General features: G+C 55.5%; 18 protein-coding genes. 2 read left to right on the top strand and 16 right to left on the bottom strand.

Annotated features, from left to right (window positions below; genetic code table 11):
- Positions 1 to 29: 29 nt before the first annotated feature.
- From BLS51_RS27615 to BLS51_RS27595, 5 genes are read right to left on the bottom strand one after another with little or no spacing between them, the layout of a single operon-like run.
- A complete protein-coding gene (locus BLS51_RS27615; protein WP_090192012.1) occupies positions 30 to 1,805 on the bottom strand; it encodes an AIPR family protein in 1,776 nt (591 codons plus the stop codon).
- Complete coding sequence (locus tag BLS51_RS27610; protein WP_090192014.1) at positions 1,802 to 2,818, bottom strand: PD-(D/E)XK motif protein; 1,017 nt, start codon at positions 2,816 to 2,818, stop codon at positions 1,802 to 1,804. The genes BLS51_RS27615 and BLS51_RS27610 overlap by 4 nt, the downstream gene beginning before the upstream one ends.
- Complete coding sequence (locus tag BLS51_RS27605; protein WP_090192016.1) at positions 2,802 to 5,693, bottom strand: Z1 domain-containing protein; 2,892 nt, start codon at positions 5,691 to 5,693, stop codon at positions 2,802 to 2,804. The genes BLS51_RS27610 and BLS51_RS27605 overlap by 17 nt, the downstream gene beginning before the upstream one ends.
- Before the next feature lie 3 nt (positions 5,694 to 5,696).
- Positions 5,697 to 7,184, bottom strand: a complete 1,488-nt coding sequence (locus BLS51_RS27600) for an ATP-binding protein (protein ID WP_217636504.1) — start codon at positions 7,182 to 7,184, stop codon at positions 5,697 to 5,699.
- Entirely contained in the window at positions 7,181 to 9,739 is a 2,559-nt protein-coding gene (locus BLS51_RS27595) for a sigma-70 family RNA polymerase sigma factor (protein WP_175472711.1), read from the bottom strand. The genes BLS51_RS27600 and BLS51_RS27595 overlap by 4 nt, the downstream gene beginning before the upstream one ends.
- Before the next feature lie 148 nt (positions 9,740 to 9,887).
- Between BLS51_RS27595 and BLS51_RS27590 the strand changes: the two genes are divergently transcribed.
- Positions 9,888 to 10,085: a DUF3427 domain-containing protein gene (locus BLS51_RS27590; protein WP_090192021.1), complete on the top strand. Its 198-nt coding sequence runs from the start codon at positions 9,888 to 9,890 to the stop codon at positions 10,083 to 10,085.
- A gap of 40 nt (positions 10,086 to 10,125) precedes the next feature.
- Here the strand turns inward: BLS51_RS27590 and BLS51_RS27585 are convergent, their stop codons facing one another.
- Positions 10,126 to 10,614: a very short patch repair endonuclease gene (locus BLS51_RS27585; protein ID WP_229207774.1), complete on the bottom strand. Its 489-nt coding sequence runs from the start codon at positions 10,612 to 10,614 to the stop codon at positions 10,126 to 10,128.
- A 224-nt stretch (positions 10,615 to 10,838) separates the two neighbouring features.
- Between BLS51_RS27585 and BLS51_RS27580 the strand changes: the two genes are divergently transcribed.
- Complete coding sequence (locus tag BLS51_RS27580; RefSeq protein WP_229208076.1) at positions 10,839 to 12,056, top strand: DNA cytosine methyltransferase; 1,218 nt, start codon at positions 10,839 to 10,841, stop codon at positions 12,054 to 12,056.
- Here BLS51_RS27580 and BLS51_RS27575 read toward each other — a convergent pair.
- From BLS51_RS27575 to BLS51_RS27525, 10 genes are all read right to left on the bottom strand, one after another.
- Positions 12,046 to 12,969: an Eco29kI family restriction endonuclease gene (locus tag BLS51_RS27575; protein ID WP_090192024.1), complete on the bottom strand. Its 924-nt coding sequence runs from the start codon at positions 12,967 to 12,969 to the stop codon at positions 12,046 to 12,048. The two genes, BLS51_RS27580 and BLS51_RS27575, sit on opposite strands and share 11 nt — an antisense overlap.
- The gene (locus tag BLS51_RS27570; protein ID WP_090192029.1) at positions 12,956 to 16,114 is read right to left on the bottom strand and encodes a DEAD/DEAH box helicase; all 3,159 of its coding nucleotides are present in this window, start codon (positions 16,112 to 16,114) and stop codon (positions 12,956 to 12,958) included. Before BLS51_RS27570 ends, BLS51_RS27575 begins: the two co-directional genes overlap by 14 nt.
- 98 nt (positions 16,115 to 16,212) lie before the next feature.
- Positions 16,213 to 16,539 carry a HigA family addiction module antitoxin gene (locus BLS51_RS27565; protein WP_090192033.1) on the bottom strand — a complete coding sequence of 109 codons (327 nt, stop codon included), beginning with the start codon at positions 16,537 to 16,539 and terminating at the stop codon, positions 16,213 to 16,215.
- Between the two features lie 164 nt (positions 16,540 to 16,703).
- Positions 16,704 to 16,961: a PAAR domain-containing protein gene (locus tag BLS51_RS27555; RefSeq protein WP_090192035.1), complete on the bottom strand. Its 258-nt coding sequence runs from the start codon at positions 16,959 to 16,961 to the stop codon at positions 16,704 to 16,706.
- Between the two features lie 31 nt (positions 16,962 to 16,992).
- Positions 16,993 to 17,340 carry a hypothetical protein gene (locus BLS51_RS27550; protein ID WP_139168808.1) on the bottom strand — a complete coding sequence of 116 codons (348 nt, stop codon included), beginning with the start codon at positions 17,338 to 17,340 and terminating at the stop codon, positions 16,993 to 16,995.
- 86 nt (positions 17,341 to 17,426) lie between these two features.
- Positions 17,427 to 18,131, bottom strand: coding sequence for a hypothetical protein (locus tag BLS51_RS27545; RefSeq protein ID WP_090192041.1), 705 nt, complete (start codon positions 18,129 to 18,131; stop codon positions 17,427 to 17,429).
- Positions 18,132 to 18,152: 21 nt separating this feature from the next.
- Entirely contained in the window at positions 18,153 to 20,930 is a 2,778-nt protein-coding gene (locus tag BLS51_RS27540) for a type VI secretion system Vgr family protein (protein ID WP_229207776.1), read from the bottom strand.
- A gap of 9 nt (positions 20,931 to 20,939) precedes the next feature.
- Positions 20,940 to 21,878: a type VI secretion system baseplate subunit TssG gene (gene tssG / locus BLS51_RS27535; RefSeq protein ID WP_090192043.1), complete on the bottom strand. Its 939-nt coding sequence runs from the start codon at positions 21,876 to 21,878 to the stop codon at positions 20,940 to 20,942.
- Positions 21,842 to 23,674 (bottom strand): type VI secretion system baseplate subunit TssF, encoded by a 1,833-nt coding sequence (gene tssF, locus BLS51_RS27530; protein ID WP_090192196.1) that lies wholly within the window; start codon positions 23,672 to 23,674, stop codon positions 21,842 to 21,844. The genes tssG and tssF overlap by 37 nt, the downstream gene beginning before the upstream one ends.
- Positions 23,675 to 23,782: 108 nt before the next feature.
- A complete protein-coding gene (locus BLS51_RS27525) occupies positions 23,783 to 24,844 on the bottom strand; it encodes a J domain-containing protein (protein WP_090192046.1) in 1,062 nt (353 codons plus the stop codon).
- Positions 24,845 to 24,881 lie beyond the last annotated feature (37 nt).

The following is a 24,881-nucleotide window of genomic DNA, read 5'->3' as shown; positions in this document are numbered from 1 at the left end:
AAGCTCCCCTATCCCCGCCGAATTAATTTCTACGCCGCCTTGAGTTCTGGTATGTCAGTGGCCGGCTCCGAATAACTGGCACTCATAACCTCATCCTTGCACTCAGGCTTCTTGGCCCATTCCGATACCATACGCCCACCGGCAGAATTGTGTAGCACTTCATTCACCTCCTTGGCCCACACAGCCAATTGAGCGAGAAACTCAGGGGATACGGCTTGCTTAGTCCAGATACGTTCTAAGTCGATACGGCTTCCAAGCTTCTCTGACATGAGCGCCACAGTGTAAGCCGTGACGTTGGCTTGGAACGCCGGAAACAAAGGGCGGAGATGTTTTTGAGCATCGCGGTAGATCTTTGCCTTGGCGATCATCGCCTTAAAGTCCTGAACATTTGGTAGTGGAATTTCTTGGCCTTCAGCGGGGGTAAGGCTCGCCATAAAGCGATCGAAATTCTTTTGTGATCCCAAGCTTACAATATCTGGCTTTCGGTCCCACGCGGTCAAATACTTCGCCATATCGGTTTTTGTAATACGACGAGCGGTAGGGATTGCATCTTTGAGTGCTTTGAGTTTTGCCGGCGTGGAGCCCTCTCGGGTGAGCAGGGTGTTATAGCTACCCGACGCCCGCTCGTAGAACCACTGACCGACGCCATCTGGGCAATAGATTGAGCGAGACAGTTTTTCAATCTCAACATGAAACGGCTTGTTCGCAGACAAGTCCGATTGTTTCACCGCATTCTGGCTGTTCGCAAATCGAGAGATGTCCGAGACAAGAGCCTCCTCCTTCGAGGCATCCGTCGTCTTCATGACAATAATCTTGGCTGGAACCCGCACATGACTCAAGTCTGTCGAAGGATACTTCTTTTTAGTGAAGTAGAGGGAGGCCGTAGTCTGCCCGCCGTTGACGATTTGCAGGCCTTTGAGCCACGCGATGCCTGAGGAACCGTCATTCGCTTTACCAAGTATCATCTCGTCGGCTACAACAACAATACCGTTGTTATAGGCCATAAATCGCTCAGGTGCTGATCGCAGCGTGCTTTGTATTCCCGCGTTCACCCCTTTGCCTTTTACACTCAGGAAGGAACGCACGTTTGCTTCAAGCAGCCGTGCACCGAACCGTTCATAGAGAAGACGCAAGGCTTCACCAGGCACGGCAGTGAGTGCATAGTCGTAGTCATCATTTTCACCAGGCACAAAAACACAGGGCAGAGGCGCACCCGATACCTCGTTAAAGTCCACGACCAGCTCATCCCGTGGCTTCCCTTCGGACCAGTGGCGATGCAGCCTCTCGATGTCCATGACTTCGAGACGAACGGACTTGCCGCCTACTTCGCGAGTCTTAAAGCTTTTGGATTTCGCTACCTTGTCTGTGATCACATAGACTCGGATCTGCTCCAGATCGTTATAGATCGCTTGTAGAGTCTCTGCGAGAGAACGAACGTTGGTGGATGGGTCCAGCTTGGGTGCCATCTTTCCTTCGGCACAAAGCGTCAGAAAGCGCAGGCATTGTTCGACTGCGGTTTTGGTTTCTGAGTCTGGGATCGGCGTGGGATCGTCAACGCCGGCGTAGAGGCTCACGAACAAATCTAATTGATCCAGGTCTTCCGAAATAGCATAGCCGCTAAGACGCAAATTTGCCGATCCGAACTTGCCTTCAAAGTGACATTCAACCGGCTCGAATGTCATTCCGATTTCCGACATGTGATCCATCACAATGCCCGAAAAAACCAGCTCCTCATACAACGCGCCTTCTCGCATTTGCGAGCGAACAGTAGCCTGCGTTTCACACAGAAAATCAATCAAATTCATATCTTCATTGCCCCTAATTTTTTCAATGCTTGATCGATCTCAACCACTGTGCCGGCGGCCTTGTCCAGATCGATCTCGTAGCTTGCCTTTGTAATACCTAAAGGGACATTTCCCAGAGTTAGGCGTGGAAAATCCTTATCCACCACGATGATACGAGTGCCAGCTTGTGTGAACCGCCTAGCATAGCGGTCAGCGTGTTGCTCGATAAACCCCGCGGCGAGCAGTCGTTCCGCGATAAGGCGTTCAGCTTCTGCATCTCCTTTGACGATGCACTGCATCTCGTCGACTATCTCTGGCAAGCTCTTGCCGATGGTGGTTTGCTTAAGACGAACACTAACCACAAACAACGGCTGTCGAACGGAGTCTTCAAGCTGCTCTAAAGAGCCTATCTTTGCCGGAAACCCGATGGTTGACAGCGTAGACTTTACTTCCAAAGCTCCGGTTCCCAATTCGAAATCTTGGAGAGCATCTAATGGACCAAGCCACGATTCGACAGCGAGTGATGCCGGTACGCCTGCATCAATTATTGACCGAAGCACAAAAAGTTCACCTACCAACCCAATCTCTGCTTCGGGACTGAGCGCCTGAAAACCTTTCCTCATAAATTCTTGCCAAGCTCCGACGCGGCCCAGAAACACACGCAGTAGTTTTTGCTCATTCGCTCCAGCAGCCACAGCATCGTCGAGTGCTCCAACCACATCGGATGCCATACTGGCAAAGAGATCTTCACTACCTGTGGACTTCCTTGTCAACGCAAGCCATAGCTTACTATCGCCTTGTGGATTCACACGTTCAACCGCAAAGCCTTGGCCTTCCGGCAGCTTGTCGGATGTGGGCAGGTGTACAGACGGGAACCCGACCAATACAGCTTCAGCATTGTCTGGTGAGCGACGGCCGGCCTGCAACTCGAGCGGCAGTGCCGGCGCGATAGGAATGGCTTGCCAGCCGGCCTCTTCACCAAGGCCAGACAGTGATGACCAAGCCATTAAAAACTCGTCACTCTGCCGGGCCATATTCCTGTGTCCAATATAAGAGATTGACTTCGTAAGATACCGCAATCGTGTTGTCACTTGATGGGAAGGCAATGGCGAACGCCATAATCGGCTTATCCCAGTTGGGAACGACCAAACTTCTTTCCTTGCCTTCTTCCGTAAGATAAGGAGCTAGTGGGTAGAGCAGGAGAAGGCCTCTGCCTGCTTCGCCTCCCAGCTCCTTTCGTGCTTCTCGAATACCTTTACCGCTTGGCTCCACTGGAGGCGTGATCCTTGGAGGGGAACGACCTGGGTCTGGCTTCCACGCAGCTAAGGTCAAATCTAGCGCTTTACGCCATTGATCGTCATCTAGGTCAATTCCTTCGTCTTTCGGGTCAGTCAGCACTTTGATGGAAAACTTACTGCCGGAAGCATCGAATTTACGCATAGGGAAGGTTTTAACTTCGATCTCCCCAAATGTGTGTGGAGTCCCCGCAATGCTGCCACTGCCAATCAGGCCGACGCTCCACTGTTTCAGTTGATCGATTTCGATCATCTTGTTAATGAAGTCCGCCAGCACACTGGTCTTGGCACTCGTGGTGCCTGGATGGGTTGTATAGTGTTCAAGGAACTTAAGTATCGTTGCCGCGTCTACGTTTCTCCACAAACCTCCGTTGGACCACTTATCTGCATCCCCATTGCGGTCGTATTTAAAATCCGTATCGTTCGGAGAGCCCAAGCTGTTTATGAGTTCTTCAGTGGCAGTAAGATTCGCTTCTTGGATTTTTGCGTCTCGGTGGAAAAGAATCGTTTGCGGCCGCGTGCCACTGTAGCTCAGAGATAGCGTCTGAGAATTCCGCATCTTCATCGGCGATGTCACTGTCAAGACTTCGTGCGACATGACCCTCAAACCATACTGTTCCGGCGTTAAGCCGGTCTGTGCCATGAAATCAAATTCTTCACGCAACTCTTCGGAAGCATCAGCGATGTGTTCAAACCACTTAATGAGATCCGGCGATGTGTAGAGGCGACACAAGTCGAGATAGCCAGGACGATATCCAAACCAGCGGCCCATCTGCATGAGCGTGTCATACATTTTTGTGGTTCGCACAAAATAGCTAACGCATAAGCCTTCGAGGGTCAGGCCCCGTGCAAGCTTGTCACCGCCCACAGCGATGACTTTCAACGCCGCTCCTGGCGTAGCATAGTCAAGGGCATCCTTGGCAGTGCCGTTGATGGAGCGAACCTGAATATCGGCCAAAACATTAGGGAGTGCTGCAACCACCTCATCCCACAATGGTAAGGGAGGCGGCTGCTCCTCTTTGGTCGATAGAGTTGCAACTTCTTCGCGGGTCGGAATGAAATCGCTTTCCCAAAGATCATTAAGTTGAGCTAGAAGGGCATCGCTGTCCGTGCCTCTAGCGATCCGCTGCCTCATGCGACGAACAACTTCTTCAACCTGAGCTTTCACATGGTTCTGCACATCGACATATCGAGTGACGTGAACCAGCATGGAGCTGTGTTGTTTTCCCTGTCCGCGAAGTTCACGCACAGCACAAGCCAGAACAAACGCATGGATCGCTTCATGTAATGATGGCGGGACCGTCTCCTGCCCTTCGTAAAGCGGCTCATGAGTCTTCTTATGCTTAGGCGGCATCCATCCTGACTTCGTCTCCTCGTCGTAGTTATCCTCGATATCTCGCGACAGCGGCACCACGCCTTGACGACCATCCTTGGTGACTTTCCCAAACATGCGAGCGGGACCAACATAATTTGAAGGGGCTGACAGGTTGATGATGAATGCCTTCGGGAAAAGGTCCGGTCCCTCTTTAGTAGTCGCACCTTTCTGATGGATAAAAATGTTGGCGAACGGCGTAGCGGTGTAACCCACGTAGGCTTTGCGAGTGAACGCATGTAACACCTGACGAATAAGGCTGTTGATTGCTTTCGGACGATGCTCTTCATCAGGCTCATCGTTCTCGTCGAATGCCTGTTCTCCGGTATCCACGGATGCGTTGTCCGCTTCGTCATCGATAACGAGCAGCGGAAGCTTGGTCACAAGCTTTCGACCATCCTCCGAATCGGTAGCATCGGCCACACGAGTTTGAATCCAGTTAAGCAGGGCGGTCAGAACGGTCTTCTGTTTTTTGACCACGAACAGCCAAGGACGCTCTTCTGGAGATATGCCGTGGAAGTGCTTAGCAATCGCTTTGCTAAAGTCACCGTTATCCGCACGTGTAGTTGCGGAATTTGTTTTCAAGTCCTCACCAAATTCAGCAACGCCAATAGGTAACCCTGGATCTCGATCCAATGTGGTCTCGTAGCCTAAGAAGCTTTCCTCAAGCCGCACCTGGGTTTGTGAGCGCAGGTTGTTGTGAAGCCCTGCAAGCACAATAATGATTTTGTAGCCCGCATCTGCAGCCTTGCAGATCAGACCGGAATAGTTACTGGTTTTGCCTGATTGGACGTGACCGACCACGAGACCGCGACGGTCCCACGAGTCTGTTCGCTGAGGGTCTTCTAATAACTCAAGAATGCTGTCTGTCGCTTCATCCAGCCCATCAACAACGGTATCGGACAGCTTTGACTCCTGGAAGTCGCGATAACGACGCCAGTAGTGCCAGTCCTTCTTGCGCGCAGCGTTCAACCAATCTTTGTGATTGGTATTGTCCTTCATTGTGGTGGACTTCCCCATCCAATGACTGAAGCGCTGGATCAGAGTCGAGATAATTTCCTGTTGGTCGATGACAATCGGCTCATCATCCGTGAACATGTCCACGGCCTTCTGCACTTTGGCCGCAATGTATGCCGGTGTGATTTTGGATTTATCTTTCTCTGCTCGAATCAGTCGTTGTGCAGTAGCGATGACGTTCTCGATTAACTCGTTCTGTGCTGCTATCTCTTCAGCTACAGTCATGTTTTAGCTCCCAAGTTTTGCGACAAGTGTTGGATATTTTTGGAATGGTTCAGTGCGTAGCATGGACTTGCGTGCCTCCTCCACACTGAAACCTTTGCGTTCTATGAGATCATCAAAGAGAACAGTCGCAACTTCGATAATGGCTGCGTTTGGTTCTCCATCAAAGTTTGTCCGAGGAGTCTCTTTATTTTCTGCGGTATCCAGCCAGATACGTTGCACCGGCACGGTTTCTTCGATGACCCGCAGCATTGACTGAATGAGTGGTTGAAGCTCCCCTGCACTCGCCAAGACAGCTGCAATGGATGGGTGATTTGGATCGATGCGATAGCGAATTCCGGCTTTGAGGCGATCCACACGCCAAGCCTGTTCAATAGGGACATTGCCCTGTGTCGGAGCGGGTGTGCCTCGATATGCAAATACCCGCCGTGCGCGTTCCCGAGTGTTCTCGGCGAGCGACATCAACCAAGGACGCAGTGAAACGGGAGGGCGTGCAGTGGATTTTCGAACGTCAATTTTCCAATCAGCGTCTGCCGTATTGGGGATGTCGAGTCGAATTCGAGCAAGGCGATGAGCTTCTTCTCGGTTCCAGGCACGGGCGTTGCCCAAGCCTAGCCAGCCACCCGCAACGAGAAGACGCTCATTTCGATATACGTAAAAGCCTTGCTGTGCAGTCCAGCCTGCGGGGCCCGCATTCTCCTCAAATTCAGCAGCCGTTAGCTTGTCGCGGTGCGGTAACACATGGCATTGAACTGCGACATTCCCGTAACTGGTCGAATGATTCGTGACCGGCGAGGTCCAGGGCTTCGCAGAATGCCCTGACATAAATGGGTCCCAGGGTACGACAGCTCTGCCGTTAAGGAGGAGTTTGAGCTTTGCACGCGGACCTTGCAGCAGGCGATGAAAAATCATTGCCAAATGCGATTCAACGGTATCGATCAAGTCATTAAAGTTATCGCCTGTATAGCCATCCGTAACGATTCGATCCATCAGCTCCCAGAGCACTAGCGTGCCAGATTTCGCAGCGGTGAGTGCGTTGAGATAGCCACCCGAACCAGAGGCCGGGCCTTCAAATAAAAGCCATCCACCCTCGGGGTTTGCCGCCAACTCGTCCAAATCCCAACGCAAGCAGCTTTCGGTTTCATTTTTTATGGTCTTTACAGTTAGTCGCCGGCATTGCGAGAACGACGCCGTTTTTAGCCCCATCCCAAAGCGGCCAAGATCATGCGAAGCACGAACATCAAGTGGATTTTTATCGCCCAGTCGCATCGCACTTTCCAGCTCAGAGTCGGTCATGCCTCGGCCGTTATCCAAAATGGAAATACGACTCGCAGTGCCATCCCAAACGAAATCAACGCGGACTTCCTTTGCTGCGGCGGAGATGCTGTTGTCGATGATATCGGCCAGCGCCGCAGAGGTTGAATAGCCTAACCCCCGGAGAGCCTCAAGCATAGCCATTGCGTGAGGTGGTGCACTACGTGTTTTCAAAATCATTTCCAGTAGCCTTTTCCTGGCGAAAATTCAAAACCGACAGCTAACAGCTTGCGAACGAGCTTGCGATACTGTCCATCGCTGGTATCTGCAACATCTACCCAAATTTTCCCTGATTCCCCTTGGCGATCATCTAGCACGCGAATACCTGAGCCCTCCATTTGCGACAACAACCGGCCTAAAGACTTGGATGTCGCTGGCAATTGGATGAAGGCATCAGGTCTAGCAGATTCAACGCTTGGAGGTGCTTCCAGATCATTGATTGGCTCTGCATTAATCCGGATATCACCGGCTGCCTCATCTGCTTCTGCTGGCACGTCGACGCTTAGCGGTTTTCTCCCCCTCACAGGCAGACATCCAGAGAATGCCAATAACAGCCGATCTGAATGAATGGGACTCCGTAGCTTTCGAAGAGATTTGGCTTCGACCTGGCGGATGCGTTCCCTTGTAACACCGTAGGCCACGCCAACTTCCTCAAGAGTGAAGGAGCTATTCACTCCGATGCCGAAGCGTAGGCGAATCACCTTTTCTTCTTTCAGTTTGAGCGCCAAAATTACAGAGTCCACTGTCCGGCAGAATTGAGATTCTGCACAGGACTCAAACGGATCTGGCGACACAAGGCTGCTATAGGCACTTGCATCGATCAGCTCGTCATCAAATTCATCGTCAATAAATGTGGGCTCTTGCGAAATCCGCTCAAGGGTTCGGAGAATCCGTAAGCTGATGCCCAGACGCTCTGCGATTTCTGCGGGCTCCGGCGGGCGTCCAGTTTCCGATTCAAAGGCTCGCATTTCTTTTGAGAGTCTTTGAAGCTTTTCGTGAACATGAACAGGAATTCGTATTGTGCGGACAGTATCTGCAACGGCACGGCTTACCTGCTGCCGTATCCACCAAGTTGCATAAGTCGAAAACTTATAACCCCGTCGCCAATCAAAGCGTTCGACCGCTTTCATCAGACCGATATTTGCTTCTTGGGCCAAGTCGTCAAGAGGCTCGCCGCTATACAGATATTTTTTGGCGATATGGAACGCCAGTTTTAAGTTGGCGGAAGCCATCTGCTCACGAGCTTGCAGGTAGCCCGTCATTGCGACTAAAAATGCGTTAGCCGATTCATGAGTATCGGTAGCTGCGGCCTTAGCTAGTCCGAACAGGAATGACGTATTAAGTCTCAGCGAATCAAGGTGCTCTCTAATTTCATGAGTGCTGTTAGCCAATTGCGGATTTATCACCGACTCGCTTAAGCGAAGTAGGGCATCAAAGAAAAGGCTTGCTGCGTTATCCGAGGTAACAGCAGACTCTTCGGCTTCCTCATCGCTCTCATCACCACTGCTATCCGCTGCAGCCACAATGACAGGTTCGTCGTCTGTATCGTCTAATTCCGGTTGTGCCTCAATAGGTCCCATCGACATAGAGAATAGTGTTTGCTTCTTGGCCTGAACCAAGCGACCGGCGGCCAATACCTCCTCGATACCATGGGGCCAGAGACCCAAGGCATCCAGGGCTCGATTATGTTGTTGTTCCATTCGCTGAGCGAGTACAACCTCTTCTTCGCCAGAAATCAACTTGATCTTTTGGAAGTCCCTGAGATAGGTGCGTAAGGGTTCGGCTCGCCGGGATGCGGCACTGTCGACGAATTGCATGGCGTTGTCGATGAGCTCTTCTTCGTCCTCGCTCTCTTGAGGAGAGACGAACACAGTGAAATCTTCGTTGGATGATGCATATTCAAATCGCTCATCGATCTCGGCCCCCAAGTCATTCAGGAGCAAAGTCAGCAAGGCCTCAAATTCTGGATTGGTACTGCCGTCCGCGTTCGTTGATAATGATTCGACCTCCATGCTTGGCACGCTGCCTTCTCGATATGCTCTCAAAAGCAGTAGCCGTAGGCGTTCCCTGGCCTCAACGTCGTCTTTGCGTATGAATGGAACGGATTGGTCAGGCAGGAACGCATCGACATCATCCCAGTCGGCTGACGAATCGATTGGTTCGTGTGCTGAGATGGCGGCTTGAACTGCACTGGCTTCGGCTACTAAGGTAGGGTCTAGCTCAGGTGGCAAAAGCTCTTCTTCAGGCTCCCAGTCGAATAAGGAAAATCCATCCTCGTCATTTTCTAAAATGAGTTGAGGCATGGGTGCGGCAACGGGCGTTTGCAGACTTTCTTCGGCCGAGGTCACATCAAAAGCTGACTCAGCGACGCCTGCACACTCAGCGTGGAGGAAGGGGGCGTCGGCTCTCGTCTGTACCTGTGCCGGCTCAGGTATCGTAGAAGGCTGAGGAATTGCACTAGGTAGCCCTAACACCTCAACTGCTTGTTGAGCACCCGCCGCAATAGCGATGGCATGAGCGGTTCGACCTGCAGGGTCAAGCAAAGCACCGTCAGCTCCGGCGTTCAGCAGTAATTGGCACATGGCAGCTTTATTCTTTGCTGCCGACAGCATGAGCAAAGTTAACCCGCTCGAGTCGCGGGCGTTGAGATCATCGCCACGATCGATGTGGAGCTGCACGGCACTTTCCACGCCAGCCATGACGGCCATCTTAAAAAATTGATTAAGAGGGGGCATGCTATCTCCGCCCATATTGTTTTGAGCATGATTTGCCAGCGTCCTGATTCCCTGCATTCATGTGGACTAAAACGTATTATAAATAACAATTATGTTTTAGCAATTCTACATTAGTTACCTTCAGTAAGCATCAGCTGGTAACTTTCTTTTGATAATTTTTTCGACCAGCAAGAAAGGCAGAGATATCATCGAACATGAACAAAATGGCGTGGCCATCCATCTGTTCGTGCGCGAGACCAAGCTAGAAAACGGGAAAGGCGCGCCGTTTATCTATCACGGAAAAGTGCAGTATCAGAGCCACACAGGGAGCAGTCCCATGAGCGTAATTTTCAAACTGCATGGCTGACATATCGCCAATCTCGCGACCACTACATTATCAAGTAGGCTCAAGGTTTTTCGCTGCCAGTTTGGGAATGAGTCACCGAACCTAGAAATGATCGGATTCTTTTATCGAGTTGGTCTCGATGTTTGAGTTCACACTTCCACACAACAAGCACTTCCCAGCCCGCCTGAGTAAGCGCTTCGCGGCTATGTTCGTCCCTGGCTTTATTGCCATCCAGCTTCTCCGTCCAGAATTCAACTCGCGATTTTGGCAGACGCGCCAAGCTGCAGTTCTCATGGCGATGCCAGAAACACCCATGCACAAAAATTACTTTCTTGCGGGCGCTGAATACCAAGTCAGGAGAGCCTGGCAGAGATCTGACATGTAGCCGGTAACGATAACCTGCAGCGAACACAAGCTTGCGCACCACCATTTCGGGCCGCGTGTCCTTGCTCTTCACACGTGACATGACAGCGCTGCGCGCGTCGCGGTCTATGGAATCAACCATCTCGCCCCCTTTGTCCTTCAACAAAAGCGAGGTTGGATCTGCCATAATTTATTCAAGATCATTTTGACACAGTCAAACACTTTCTATTGATGGCTGTATAAAAAAACAGTAAAATCACCGATGAAGCGCTCAGGTAGTTTGGTCGCGACGACGCGTTGCTTTATACTTCCGCAGTCCCGACCAGCGCACTTCTGATCGAGTAATATCGCGCTAACAGATGTCGACGTCTGGTTGGACCGCACAGATTCAATCCGATCGTTAAACACACCATGTACAACCCGTCTCTCACCGCCCCCAACGAAGATCTGCTCACGTTTGCCCCGCGCACGCTGACATCGATCGAACTTTTCGCCGGCGCTGGCGGCTTGGCAATGGGTTTTTCCGAGCATGGTGTCGCTCACCGAGCGGTCGTGGAATGGAATGCGCACGCCTGCAATACCATTCGCCACAACAAGCTGCACAAGGTCGATCCGATCAGCCATTGGCCGGATGTGACCGAGGGTGACGTCAAGAACTTCAAGTACGGCGCCTTCGAAGGGATCGATCTGATCACCGGCGGTCCACCATGCCAGCCGTTCTCCATGGGCGGCAAACATGGCGGCTTCCTGGACGAGCGAGATATGTTCCCGCAGGCGATACGCGCTGTGCGCGAGGCGCGTCCGCGCACGTTCGTCTTCGAGAACGTGCAGGGGCTGACGCGCGCCGCCTTCGCCGATTACTTCGACTATATTCTGCTGCAGCTGGAGTTCCCGTCGCTGATGGCGAAGCCCAAGGAGCAATGGGGCGATCATCTGACCCGCTTGCGCAAGTGGCAGCAGAAGCCGGGGATCACCAGCGAGTACAACGTCACTTTCAAGCTGGTGAACGCGGCGAACTATGGCGTCCCCCAGAAGCGCATGCGTGTTTTCTTTGTCGGCATCCGCGGGGACGAGGGCAAGGTCTGGGAGCCGCCCGCCGAGACGCATAGCAGCGACGCGCTGCTGCTCTCGCAGTGGGGCTCCAGCGAATATTGGGAGCGGCATAAGGTGGCAACGCGCCAGCGCCCGTCCAAGCCGGCCGGCGCCGAGAAAAAGATCAGCGCGCTGATCGACACCGACTACGGCAGCAATCTGCTCGCCTGGCGCACCGTGCGCGATGCCATTGCCGATTTGCCCGATCCCGAGCGCTTCCCCGGCAAGGTACAGGCGCACCGTTTTCAGCCTGGCGCGCGCATCTATCCCGGCCACACCGGCAGCCCGCTGGACGAGCCGGCGAAGGCGTTGAAGGCAGGCGACCATGGTGTGCCCGGCGGCGAAAATATGCTGCGGCGTGTGGATGGATCGGTCCGCTACTTCACCGTGCGCGAATCGGCGCGCATTCAAACCTTCCCGGATGCCTTCCTGTTTGAAGGCACCTGGGGCGAGATCATGCGTCAGCTCGGCAATGCCGTGCCGGTACACCTGGCGTCCGTGATGGCCAAGAGCGTATGTGACTTGCTCAGGGAGTAGCGTCCGGGCTCGCCGGGTCGTGGTCCGCTGCCTCCAGCTCGACGACGCCGTGTGCCGGCGTGTAGAAACGGTCTGAATCCAGCTGGTGCATGTCTTCGGTGAAGCGCTTGAAGATTTCGTGGATATCGGCGTATGGCTGGTGCTCTGTGAGATGCGCGCTGATCTGCTCAATGATCGTTTCCGGCGCCTTTTGATTCTCTGTGGTGGCGCTGGCCCACTCCCGGCCAGGATGCATCGTGTCCCATGGTGAGCGCTTGTTGCCGCGCGTGTCGGAACTGTCCCCGTGCTTGCCCAGACCAAAGCATATTTTGGTTTCGGAGTTCCAGATCGGCTTGAAGAAGTTGATCAGGTAATCCTCGGCTGATTTCTGGAAGCCGGTCTGCACGATCAGGAAGCGGCACTCGAAATCGTTGATGTCCAGCGTAGTGGCGGCTTTCCTGATGCTGCGCGCGTGCTCGTTGAGGCGGGCGGACAGCTTGGTGCCTTGGCTGACCGCGTCTTTGGCCGCCTGGTTGTCTGGATCTGCCTTGCCGACGTAGATCGGGTGGTCGCGGCCCTTCAACTGCGCGTAGGGTGCGAAGTCGCCTTTGTAGTAGATGGCGTACACGCCGGCGCCGTAGAATTCCGGAATTTTCGCCAGCGGATGTTTGGTCTGCGCGACCAGGGTCAGCGCGACGACCCGGCCCGACGTGTTCGGGTCGGTGGGGTCGAAGATGGATTCCGGGCGCAGTATGGGGTCGAGCTTGGTGGTCACGCTTTTCAACTGCGACGTCACCTGCTCCAGGCCGACGCGGACTTTCTTGATGGCGCGCGCATCCTCTCCAGCTTCAGCGACGGCAATCCGTTCCGTGAGGGTACGCAACTCTGCCAGCAATGAGGTCAGCAGAAAGTCCTTGTTCTTACCTGTCGCCATCGCGTTCCTTTGCCTGGTCAGCTCTGTTCACTTTCGCGTATTCCTGCAGCGCCGTTTGAAAAAACGGCAGACTGCCCCACAGTCCCTTGTCGCCGATAATGTAGCAATACTTCTTGGCACGCGTGACCGCGACATTAAGCAAGTTCGGGCTGCCGGCAGCCCAGTTCATCGCGCCGATACGTTCTTGGTCACAGCCCAGCACGAAGAATACGATCTCCGCCTCTTTCCCTTGGAAAGTATGGACGGTACCGATATTGGCGCGCAATTCCTCCAGGTTGCCCGGCACCGGAAGGCTGTATGGCGCCAGGCGAGCAGACCATTCGCGCTGGTTGAGCAACAGGTCAATCAGCCCTTTCTTCACTTCACGGAAGGGAGTGATGACGTAGAACTTGGGAAGGACTTGGCGCCCAGCGCGGGCTTCACTGACGTACAGGGCGATCACCTGCTCCATCAGATACTGCCCCTGCTCATGCACGTATTTTCCCTGTTCACATGTGCCCGCCACGTGCCACCAGTCGCTCTTGCCAAGCACTGGATGCGCCATTACCGCCGACGACTTGGCATGCCGCATACGCTCTCGGTAGGCAATCTTGTTGGCGATGTCGAACATCGGATTATCGCAGCGCCTGTGCATCACCAAGGGTATGCCGATGAATTCCTCGTCCCGTAAGGGATGGCGCACGCCAAACTCATGGGCTCTGTCAGACAAGGTCTGAACGGAATGCTGATGGACTGCATAGGCATCCGCTTGCTCGCCCAACCAGACTTCGCCCAGCTTCTTCACCAGCCTGGTGGGTATGCCTACCACTGGTTCGATCTGCAGTGGATCGCCCACCACAACCGCACGCCTGGCGCGCAGCAAGGCCCCCACAGCAGCTTGCGGAATCGCCTGCCCCGCCTCATCGATAATCAACCAGCCGAGGCTGCCAGGCGCGACGCCACGGAACTGGTTGCGCACCGAGGCGAAGGTGGTGGACACCACCGGCACCAGCATGAACAACCACTGCCATACCGGCAGTGGCGTACCATGCGTGACCCGCTTGGACAGCAGATTACCGATGGCGATCCCGACGCTGGAAGGGGCCGCCTCCAGGATGAAGGCCTGGTGCAACTCCATGGCAGCCGCAAACAACTCGCTGCGCAAGCGGTTGTATTCGCTGCCCTGCCACAGGGCCGCCGCCTGATTACGATGGCTATCCAGCGTCAGTCCATCCCAGAGATGCAACTGTCCTGTTTTTTCCTGTAACTTGAGCACGATCGCCAGATCGTCGCGCAGATTTTCTGTGTGTAGCAGCCTGCTTCTCGCATCCAGCCAGGCGCCAAATTTTTGCCGACTCAGCCAGCGCATCATCCAGCGGAACATGCTGGGCCACAGCGTCAACTCCACTTGCTCCAGTTGGCGGTTGAATTGGCGGATGCGTGCGTCAAGCTCGTCCGCAATGGGCTGTATATCAGTCTGCAAATCGGTGTGCAGCTCCAGTGCCGACCGCGCGAGCGACCACGCCTCAACAAATTCCAGCCACTTTTTCCGCAGATTGACCTGGCTGGCTTCGAAGACGGCATACGCGCCCTTGGCTTGTTGATAGCGGCGCTTGGCGCTGTCAAACGAGGGCACGCTGTGCTTGCGCTCCTGGATGAAGCGCCAGTAGTTCATAGCCCCCTCCGCGTCCCACGCGTCGAAATCGACCAGATCTTTTCTCAGGAACCGCTCCCCGGGGCGTTTGGATGGCGACTCGGCGTTGTAGCCGAAGATCTGCTGGAACCGCTGGCGGTTTTTCGATTTGCCCAATGCGGCGGAGATCAGTCCCCATACAGGCGCTTGTGGTTGCTTCCATGGCCGACCGTTCCGCGTGCCGGCATATTTGGTGGCGACTTCGCCAAAATGGCGTAACGTGTCGGCGTGGTCTTTTGCTATGCCCTCTAGCTGAGGCAACTCAAGTGACAGGTTTTCCACCGCGCCGTTGTTCGAGGAGGCCACCACCATCTCGAAACCAGTCAGCTCGGAGACTAGCACCGGAAGCGGGGTTGGCGCGTCGGTGCCGAAACCAAGCTTCACGCTCTCTCTGGAGATACCGGCTTTAGCCATCGGCAAGCCTGCCAAAACATCCGCACGCTTAACGATCAAATCGGCGACCAGGTCTTTGACCAATGTGGTCTTGCCGGTCCCCGGCGGACCATTAACAGACAACAGGCCGCCCTCCGGCAAGGCACGCATTTTGTTTAACGCGAACTGCTGCATCAGCGATTGCAAGAGTTCGGGCTCGGTCGGCCAGCGGCCGGCGTTGGTCAGTGACGGCGACAGCGCATCATGGATTGCCTGCTCGCCGGCGGCGGTTTCCAGGTCAAGCTTGGGAATGCCGCCGTCGCTCAGGTAAGCGTGTAAGGCATGCGGCCTATGGTGCTGCTGCAGCGACTCGGCAGCCAACTTCAGATCGTGATAGTAGAAGCTGTTCAGGATAGGCAGTTCGTCCGCTACCAAGGTTGGCGGGTCTTCCTGTCCGTCGCTATCGTTTGGCGAAGGCGACGTTTTGGCACTGACCTTGGCCGGTTCTTTTTGTACATCGACCCAGGCGATGTCGCGACCGCGCGGTTGAAAATCAGCCCAGTCCACCAACAGGCCAGCGAGCACCTGAAGAAAGACCGGTGAACATTTTTCATCTGTACGGCATGACCAGGCAGACTCGAACTTTTCCCTGAGGTTGGCCACACTCTCCTCGAAGGAAGATGCGCACAGCTGGCTCAGCTTGCCTTGTTGCAGCATGCCTGCCGCCCATGGCAGAGTGGAGAAGCTCAGGCTGTTGAAATCGGGGATGCCGGTGGTGGTCAGACGTAACTGGGCAAAACAGGTCAACCCTTCGGGAGCGAATTCCTGATCGCGCTGTTCATCGGTGGCGGAAGCCTTGCCCGCCACATGTGATCGCGCCAGCTCGGTGATCTGGCTGACATCAAATGGCAGCAGATACACGGTCCGCGCTGTCTCTTCATGCCGCAGCCACTCAGGCTCCGCGAGCTTGTCGGCGGAGATGAAGAACTCCCGCCGCTCATTGGCGCGCGCATTCTTGATGACATCATCCAGATCGTAGTGATTGAAGAATTCAACACTGTGCCAATAATCGAGAACTTTCTGTGCGAGCGGAGCGGTCATTGCGAAACGTCAGAATTGTAGTCGCGGCATATTGGCATACGGCCGGCGCGGGGGCAAGCTTGCTGGCCATGATGATGAGCAAATCCCCATCGTCGAACTCATTCGAAGGCTGAGTCCATAACGCGATTTTCCCCAAGCGGCTGCACTTCTTTCGCGATGGTTTTGCCAATCGAAGTTTCGGCGATACGAAGATCGTATGCGCTTTGAAGATTCAGCCAGCCTTGGGCCTCATTCCCGAAATAGCGTTCGAGACGCAGAGCAATATCCGCAGTCACGCTACGCTGGCCTTTGATGATCTCGTTGAAACGCGCATATGGAACGTGCAGATCCGTCGCCACAGAACGCACGCTGACACCCGAAGGCTTGATGTAGTCCTCCAGCAGGATCTCGCCTGGGTGTATGGGACGCATGCCGTTCTTGAACATGATGCACTCCGTTGCTGTTCAGGTTACTACGCCGGACTGTTCCCGGCTTAATGGGCATCTTCGATTAGTACGTCGTAAGGACCATGCGCGCCCCATCTGAACGTCAGACGCCATTGATCATTGATGCGTATGTGCCAAGCTCCATCACTAAATGACTTGCGAATCTAAATACTAGAAATGAGAGTTGCTCCACAGGTAGTCTTGTCACCGTCGTAGGCAACAGACTCTCCTTTGTGTATGCGTTCACGACCCATGGTCTGAATGGGGAACATACCCTTGCACTGAGGGCAGAGCGTGTTATTGCCATTTAGCGCTACCGGTTTCCCATGCGAGATGAGATCAGTACACGCAGTCAACACCTTACCTCCGTGTGACGTGCTATCACCCAAGCGAATCACTCCCTTGCTTTTGCTATTTTTCATGATTGTGGCTCCGAGATAAAACACTGCGACGTCAGTCTTTCCAGTCGCGAAGAATTTGTACAAGGTCCTGCTTTCTTGCTCGCTTAGCCTTCAGAATGGCGGTTAACTCTTCAACGCTTACCGGATATTCTGAGAGCAGCTTCGGCAACTCTTCAGCAGGCACTGTTCTTAACCAGATCGGATTGATACTATTGTCGTCAACGCCGGTCGACTTAAATTCTCCTTTAAAGTTGAAGTACACATGATAAGTGCTATGCCCCTCATCCCAACTCTTATCGTAGTAGAGCACAGTGCCTTGAGGCAGCAAGGAATAGCTGTTCTGTTTTTCCCCTTCAATCAGCAGTGGCTCATCAAGGCGATATGCCTTCTTCGTGGTCATGTTGTTCACTCCTTTGATCAAAAATAAAACTCCCGAAAGTCCGATGACGCCCCCAAGCACTAAAAGAGAGAAGGCTCGCTTTCCGCTCATTTTCTTCCCTTTCCGTAGCTCTCAATTTTTGATGGGATAGATTTCTTTTCCGTCTCCAACATCGCCTGTACATCTGCCGGCATGAAAATATGAGATGGCCAGAATCCGAAGTTGCTTCCCCGTGCAGCGATTTTTTCCACCTCGCTCATCCCTCGCCCTTCGTTGTACCTGGACGCCTGAGCGTCAATGCTTGGCAATGCCAGACGCGCACCAGCAAGTGACATAGTGGCGCAGTTGTTAGTGATCGCATGATATTCCTTTGCCAATTTGAACTCTTCTTCCTTAGGATGCGCGGCTCGTCGTTTCGTTGCACTGGCAGTCAGCTGCTCATAATGAGAGAAAATTTTTATAGCCTGCTCATCCGTTACGTTATATGAGAATCCTCTAGTCACACGACCATAGGCATTTTCACCACTAATGTATGCGCCAAAATCACTCCATACCCTCAATATCCCGTCGCCCGTCGCGCTGAATTCTCCGTTAGTCCGCCCATAGCGCCCAAAGTCGTAGACCCGCTCTTGTTTAGTAGTGCTTACTCTCAGTGCCATGTGACCATAAGTATGCATGCCATCCGCAGCCTTGTACGGTCCTCCGATTAAGATTTCAATTTTCGGAGACAAGAGCTGGATGGTAGTATGTCGCCCAGCCTCTACGCTTACACCTACTTTTAGATTCTCCGTTGTTTGCTCAGTTTTTGCCATTCGCTCCTCACTCTGCAGGACCTACGCTTTTAAGTCAGTGCATCGGCCAACTTCAGGAAACTCCAACTTGCAGTGACCGGAGACTACCGACTCGACTCTGGCAAATCCGCTATCATCAAGAATTCCTTCGTGCCGCGTGCCTTCTGCGTCGGTGATCACATAGCGCTCTCCCTTCGCAGGAAGCTCTCCATCCATCAACGTGACTTCAACCCAAGTCTTCTCGGTAAGTAATTCTGATAGTTCGGGAAACTCGCGATGGAGATTAGACTGCGCAGCCTGCGGGCCGAAGGTCTGATGGACCGATGCATGCATCTCATGCTTGCCGCATGTGTAGCCTTTTATGCCTTTCGCATCGATAACAAGCTCGCTGCCACCGGCATTAATTCGAACGCCTTGCTGGGCACGAATATTTATCCAATCATTGGCGCTGATGATGTCCAGCACCTTCTTTGCAAGGATCTCGATCCCATCACTCTGCGCTTGAGCCAAGATTTTCCCCGAGGCGGCAGTAATCTTCGCTCCGCCCTCGTTCGAAAATATACTTATATCCGCTGCCGATCGAAGCGAAACCGGTCCAGTAGCACCTATGCGAGCATGCGCGGCACTGACGAAGTCCATGCCTTTAGAGGCATCAAACAGCATGCTTTTCCCGCTCCCCATTACGATGCCATCAGGGGCAAAGATGCCGACCACTGACGCAGCTTGTTTATCCAAGTGCTGCAGTCTGTGAACAAGCTCGGATAGCTGGTCTGTATCAGGCTCATCCTTTGCCCGGACGACGGCCAGCTTTGAGAGTTGTTCTGCGGTTTTCTGAAGACTCTTGACCAACCCGATCATTTGATTTCGGTCGAGATGGATTCGTTCTTTTGGAGATTCTTCTGCCGTGATTAATATGCCTTCAACACCTCTCACCGCAACGGCCTTATCACTACGCAACTCCGCGCCCTGTCCACGTGACTCACCACAACCATCACGTATTGGCTGAGTCAGGAAACCCAAGTTCAGTTGGGAGTCGCCATGATCGCTGGCCAACTGTGCGCTGATCTGGCCTTCTGTGTCGTCAAGCCGCAGCTGGTTTGCGCGGCCACCATTGATCTCACGGCTTTTGATGCCAGAGAGGTAGCGGTTGCCTGGCAGGTCGCTGGCGCTGCTGAGGGCTGCCGGCATTGCGTCCTGGTTGTAAAGCTGGCCGACGATGACGGGTTTGTCGGGGTCGCCGCCAAGGAAGGCGACCAGGACTTCGGTGCCGACGCGGGGCAGGCCGATGGTGCCGCATTGCTGGAACGGCCCCGGACCGTTGCCGGCCCAGTTGGAAGCGACGCGTACCCAAGCGGAATCCGTCTGTGTGTCTGATGCGCCGGTGCCAGAAGCTTCTTCATGGTCTTCCGCCCGAGTACCGGGGAAGCGGATTTTGACGCGGCCCAGTTGGTCGCAATGTACTTCCTCACCTTCCGGGCCGACTACGATGGCGCTTTGCATCTGTGCTTGCGGCAGATCGGTGGACGCGTCATAAGCGGGGACGATGGTCACGCCGCGCCGCGCGGCGGTGAACTGGACGTGCATGCGCAGCGGGCCGCTCGCCACTTTGTCTATCATGTCCCTATGCATCAGCAGTTCCTGCGCGCCGGCCATCCAGCGGCTGTGGGTGAACAACCGCTCCACACGCGCGGCCAAGGCTTTCGGCAAGTTGTTCTGCGCAGTCACTTGAAGAGCGGTGACGACGAAGTCGCGATCTTCGGGCGAATGATCATCCACTTCCGGGTGCTCGGCCAGCGTGAAATATTCACCGGCGCACAGGTCGCGCACGCTGCCTTCGCCGTGGAAGCATTTGGATTCATAGTCGTGCCGGTTCATGCGCAATTGGCCGAGGCGGAACAGGTCTTCGTTGTCGTCGCCGGCGTGCGGCGGCAGGATCTGGTAGTCGTCCAGGCTGGCGGCCAGTTCGTTGCCGCTTACGCCTTGGTCGATCCCGCTGCCGGCCTCCACCAGCATGAAGTCCCTACCCTGCGGATTCATGTAGTCCCAGCTATGGCGTGTGACCATGCCCGGTTGCAGACTGCGGACCGCGCTCCAGGCGGTGATGGTATCGCGCTCTTCAGTGGCGCTGTCGCGGTGATAGCGGATGGTGCCGGCGGCGTTCTGACGCAGGCTGTCGGCGCTGTTGAACAGCACCAGTGTATGGCCGCTTCCTTCGGCGCGAATATACCAGCCGATGCCGCGCCGCTTCAGCAGGCGGCGGATGAAGGCGGCATCCGACTCATTGTGCTGCATGGTCAATTCGCGCTTGGGGTAGGTGCGCTGGCTGAAGGCATCATCGGTTTCGTGCTTGAAGCAAGTGCCGAGCACCGGGCTTTTCTGCCGCCATTCATTGAGGATGCGCTGGACGATTTCCACCTCGTTCATGTTGCGGAACACGCGCGTGTTGCTGCGCTTTTCCAGGATGGCCAGCGCGTCCCGTAACACTAGCTGGTAGCTGGCCAGGCCGCCATCGCTATCGCCGGAACTGGCTTCGGTAACGATGCCGCACACGTTGCGCAGGTCGCCGCGATCGGTGACGAATTCCAGCACGGCTGGCACGGCGATCAGCTGCTTCAGTGGCATCTGCGCGTTGGCGGAAACACACAGCACGCGATACTCGATGCCGCCACATAGCGTCTCAGATCCGTACACACGCTGTGGTAGCAGCATGTCGTCATTGGCGCCGCCAGGCAGGTCGAGGCGCAAGCGCAAGGGGCGGTTGTCGGTCACCAGTTCCTTGGCCACTGTCATGAAGCTGAAAAAATCACTGTCACTCTCCACGATCGCTCCTTAGCTATGTAGCAGATACATCAACTCATCATGATCCTGGTCTGCCGGTCCGCTTTGCAGTCGGGCGTTGATGCCCAGGCGGCTGTTAGCATCCAGATGCACTCCTTGCATGTCCTGTGCGTGCTGTACCAGATGGACTTCCCATGTCATGCTCACACCACAATGCAGTTTGAGCATCGCTTGCAGTCGCTGCGCGGCGGAATGACCGGGCAAGAAGCTGTCATGGCGCTGTTTGTCCAGAGGGCCGATATGAAGCCGTGCGCGCGCATCGCAGTTGTAGACGCGGCCGCCGAGCATGATGCCGGCGTCGAGGCCGACGTTGACGCGGCCCAGTTGCGCCTGGTCGTGAGCCGGCAAGGTGGTCCATTCGCCAATCAGTTGTTTAAGCCGCACAGGTACGCCGAAGTATTCGCTGTACATGCCGGACAGTTGTGGCGCGGAGACGGTACGACTGCGGATTTGGATGGCGTAATGGGCCAGCGTTTCGCGGTCGATACTGTCATCGGCCGTTGGTGTCCCCGCCAGTGCAGTCAGCATATCCAGAAAGGCTTGCTCGGCGCATTCCACCCTGTTGCGCGCCCAGGCTTGGTAGAACATCTCCACCGCTCGGTGCGACACCAGGTCGAGGAAGGCGCGCGGGCCACCATCGTTGCGATCTTTCTCGTGGCGGGCGATACGTTCCGAATAGTGCAGCGGTAGTACGCCTTGGCTCCCCAGCAGGCCGATGAAGGCGGGCGTGATACGCACGCTGTATTCGTCGGCGGTGAGGCTTTCGATCTGGTTAGGTGCGTAACTTAACGCCAGACGATTGCGGAAGCGTACGCCATGCTGACGCCACTGCGCTGCCAGCCGCACCGCCTGAAAGAATTCAAAGCGCTGCGGAGCGGCTTGCAGTTGGCCGATCACGCCAGTGCCAGTGTGCCGTTGCGAGGCGGGCATCGCAGCAACTCCTTTCCACTCATGTGAGACAGCACCACCAGTTGGGTAAAGCTGTTCAGGTGCACGTGCAGGGCAAACAGGTGATCCAGTATCTGCGCGAAGGCGTGAATGCCCACGCCGGCGTAGGCCTCTTCATCCAATGACACCTGCACTTCGATGCCACGCAGGTAGGCGTTGCCTTGCACCTGCCGTATCCACGTTGTGGCGGGGCGATGGCTGAGCGCTGTCACGCCGTCGATCATCCGCTGCGAGATCATGCTGTCCTGCTGTGCGTAGAGGCGCAGCATGGTGGTCAGCGCAGGCAAGCCTTCTTGCGTCAGCGAGCGATGATTGAGCACCAGGTGGGCGATCAATCCCCATTGGCGACTTCCCTCGCTGGATAGACGATGCGATAGTGTCGGCCGGCGCAGCATGCGGATAGGGAAACTGCCGATTGGACTTTCGGTGCTGAGATCTCCACCAGCGCGGCCGTATTGCAGGCCGTGCGGCAGGTTTCGGTTGGTGCAGGTGAGGCGTACGGAGGCGGTGCCGCTGTTGGCGTTCAGCGGAGAGATATCGCGATCTACCAGCGTGAGGGAATGCTCTTGGCCGGCAGGCATCAGGTCATCGCGCTGTGCCAGCCAGTAATGTCCTTTGCGGCTGTGGGTTTCGCCGTGGCGCAGTGAGTAATAGGGGAAGAATTCCGTGATCGCGCTGCCTTCCTGCGTCTTGTGCACCATCTGCGCGCTGTCGATGCTGTAGATATCGCAGGCGTGCCCTGGCATTTCGTCGGCCATCAGAGGATAACTGCTACGCGTGTGGGTAATACGGATCGGCGTGGCCGGCTGAGAGAACAGATTGACGATGGGTGTACAGCCCAGCAGCAGGTTGTCCGTGCTGAGCGTGCGCAGGATGCGGGCGACTGGCGTATCAGGCCGTACATCCCGAAGCAGCAGGCGCAGCGTAAGTTGGGTGCTGCCTTCGGGAGCTGCGGCGATCAATACGGCGAGGTCGAGGTCGACGAAATCGAATTTTTCGGGGAAAGCAAAGTATTCACTCAGCAGACGGTAGGCGCCATGCTCGGATGGCGCGGCCGGCAGCAGCGCCTCATCGGTGGCGAGACCGGCCGGCTGTAGCGGGACGCGATCCAGCATCTGCCAATGACCCTCCGCTTCCACGCAAGCGCAGGCGGTGTGCATGAACATGGCGTCGCGCAGGGTGGCCCGTAGTGTATCTTCGCCATCGATGTAGACGCGCAGCTTGGGCAGCGACAGCGCGGCCAGGCTGCGCGTGGCGTTGGTGCAGACAATACTAATGCTGATGGCAGCGCCGGCATCCGGCGGTAGCGACAGGGTGGACGGCGTTTGCGGATAGGGCTCGAAACTGGCCGCGCCGATGATCACCGGCGCCACCACAGCGTCGTAGACGGTGCGGAAGCGGCAGACCACCGCACCCTGACCCATTGCCTTCAGCATGGCGCCGCGCGGCAGCACGCTGACACTGCTGACTTCATTGCCGCGCGCGCCACTGTAGTCGATGCGGGCGATCGAACAGGAAGGTATCGGCCGCAGGAAGTGCGGGTACAGCATGCCCAGCAGCGCTTCGGTGAAATAGGCGTAGCCGTCGTCCAGCAGGCGGGCGACGCGGGCGTTGAGGAAGGCGGACGACTGGATCAGCCGTTCGACGTGGGGATCGGCGCAGTTCTCGCCATGCATCTGCAGGCTGCCGGCGAGCTTGGGATAGCGTCCCGCAAACTCGGCGCCGGCGCGCCGCAGCATGCTTAACTCGCGTTCATAGTAGGGCAGCAGTTTTTCCATCGTGACGTCCATCGAAAGACGGGCGCCCGACCATCCGGCTGCCCAGGCTGCCGATCATGTCACGGGTGGAAATGCTTCTCTTTGAGAAAAAACAAGCCGGCTGGCTGCTTACCAGTAAAACTCGTCCTCATCGGCTGGTGGCTGGCAGGTCTTCAGCCAAGCTTTGACGTACTTGATGTCGTGGAACGATGCCAGGTCGGCTTCGGCCCGGGCCACCAGTTGCCTCAGCTGTTGGACTTCGTCCTGCGCATGGCCCAGCGCTTTCCCGGGCTTGGGCTGGCGATAGAGCGGCAGTTCCCACTCGTAGGCCACGTCATGCCCGATGGCGAAAATTTCGCTCTTCAGTTCCTTGACCTGCGCGCTCAACACCGCATTGAACTGCGCGATGCGCTGGTCGCTGAGGGCGTCAATATGCGCCTGATCGATCTGCTCGATCTCCAGTTGCAGCTCCAGCAACGCCAGCAGATCGTTTTTTTGATAGGCGACGTTCACTCGCTGCATCAGCGCTGTCTTGCGCAGCCGTTGCTCCGTGTCCGTTTCGCGATCGGGATGCAGGGCGCTGGCCAGCTTGCGATAGATTTCGCGCACCGACAGTTTGATCTCTTCCTGCGCTGCCGCCTCGCGCTGCTCGCGCTTGCTGGGACCCGGCGGCTTGCCCGGACGCGGAGGCGGAGGCGTCGCTTGCTCGCCGAGACCGGCACGCAGCGCCTCCCAGAATGCCTCCGGCGCGCTCACATCCGGACGCCCGGCAAGCATTTCCATCATTTGCCGCGCAAGTGGGTCATCCTCATCCTCGGGAATCGGCTCCACATACTTGCCGAATACCTGCTGCAATTCCGGGTCATCTCCAAACTGCAGCAAATCATCTGCGGTGGCAGCGATCCATTGCGCCAGCTTGTCACGGTTGCGCACGCCCATGGATTTGTGGTCATAAGCCTGATCCAGCAGAAATACCATCTGCCGCAGGCAAGCATCGTGTCGCTGCGCGAGCGGCATCAGTTCCTGCTGCTGCAGTTGCCGCAATTGTGGCAATGTTTGTTGCCACAGAAGCATCAAATCGCGCTGCTTGTCGAGATCATTGAGCAAGGTATTGAAGCGCTTGCGCGCTGGCGACAAGGGCGCCGCGCCGTCAGCAGCGATGCTGACCGGGATAAGGGATTTGGTCGTCATTCCGGCATTATAGCGATGGCCCTCCCGCCGATTCCCG

This window comes from Duganella sp. OV510 (genome assembly GCF_900100205.1).
GTDB lineage: Bacteria > Pseudomonadota > Gammaproteobacteria > Burkholderiales > Burkholderiaceae_D > Rugamonas.
The sequence above is the reverse complement of the archived record's forward strand: the minus strand, read 5'-3'. Positions and strand labels throughout refer to the sequence as shown.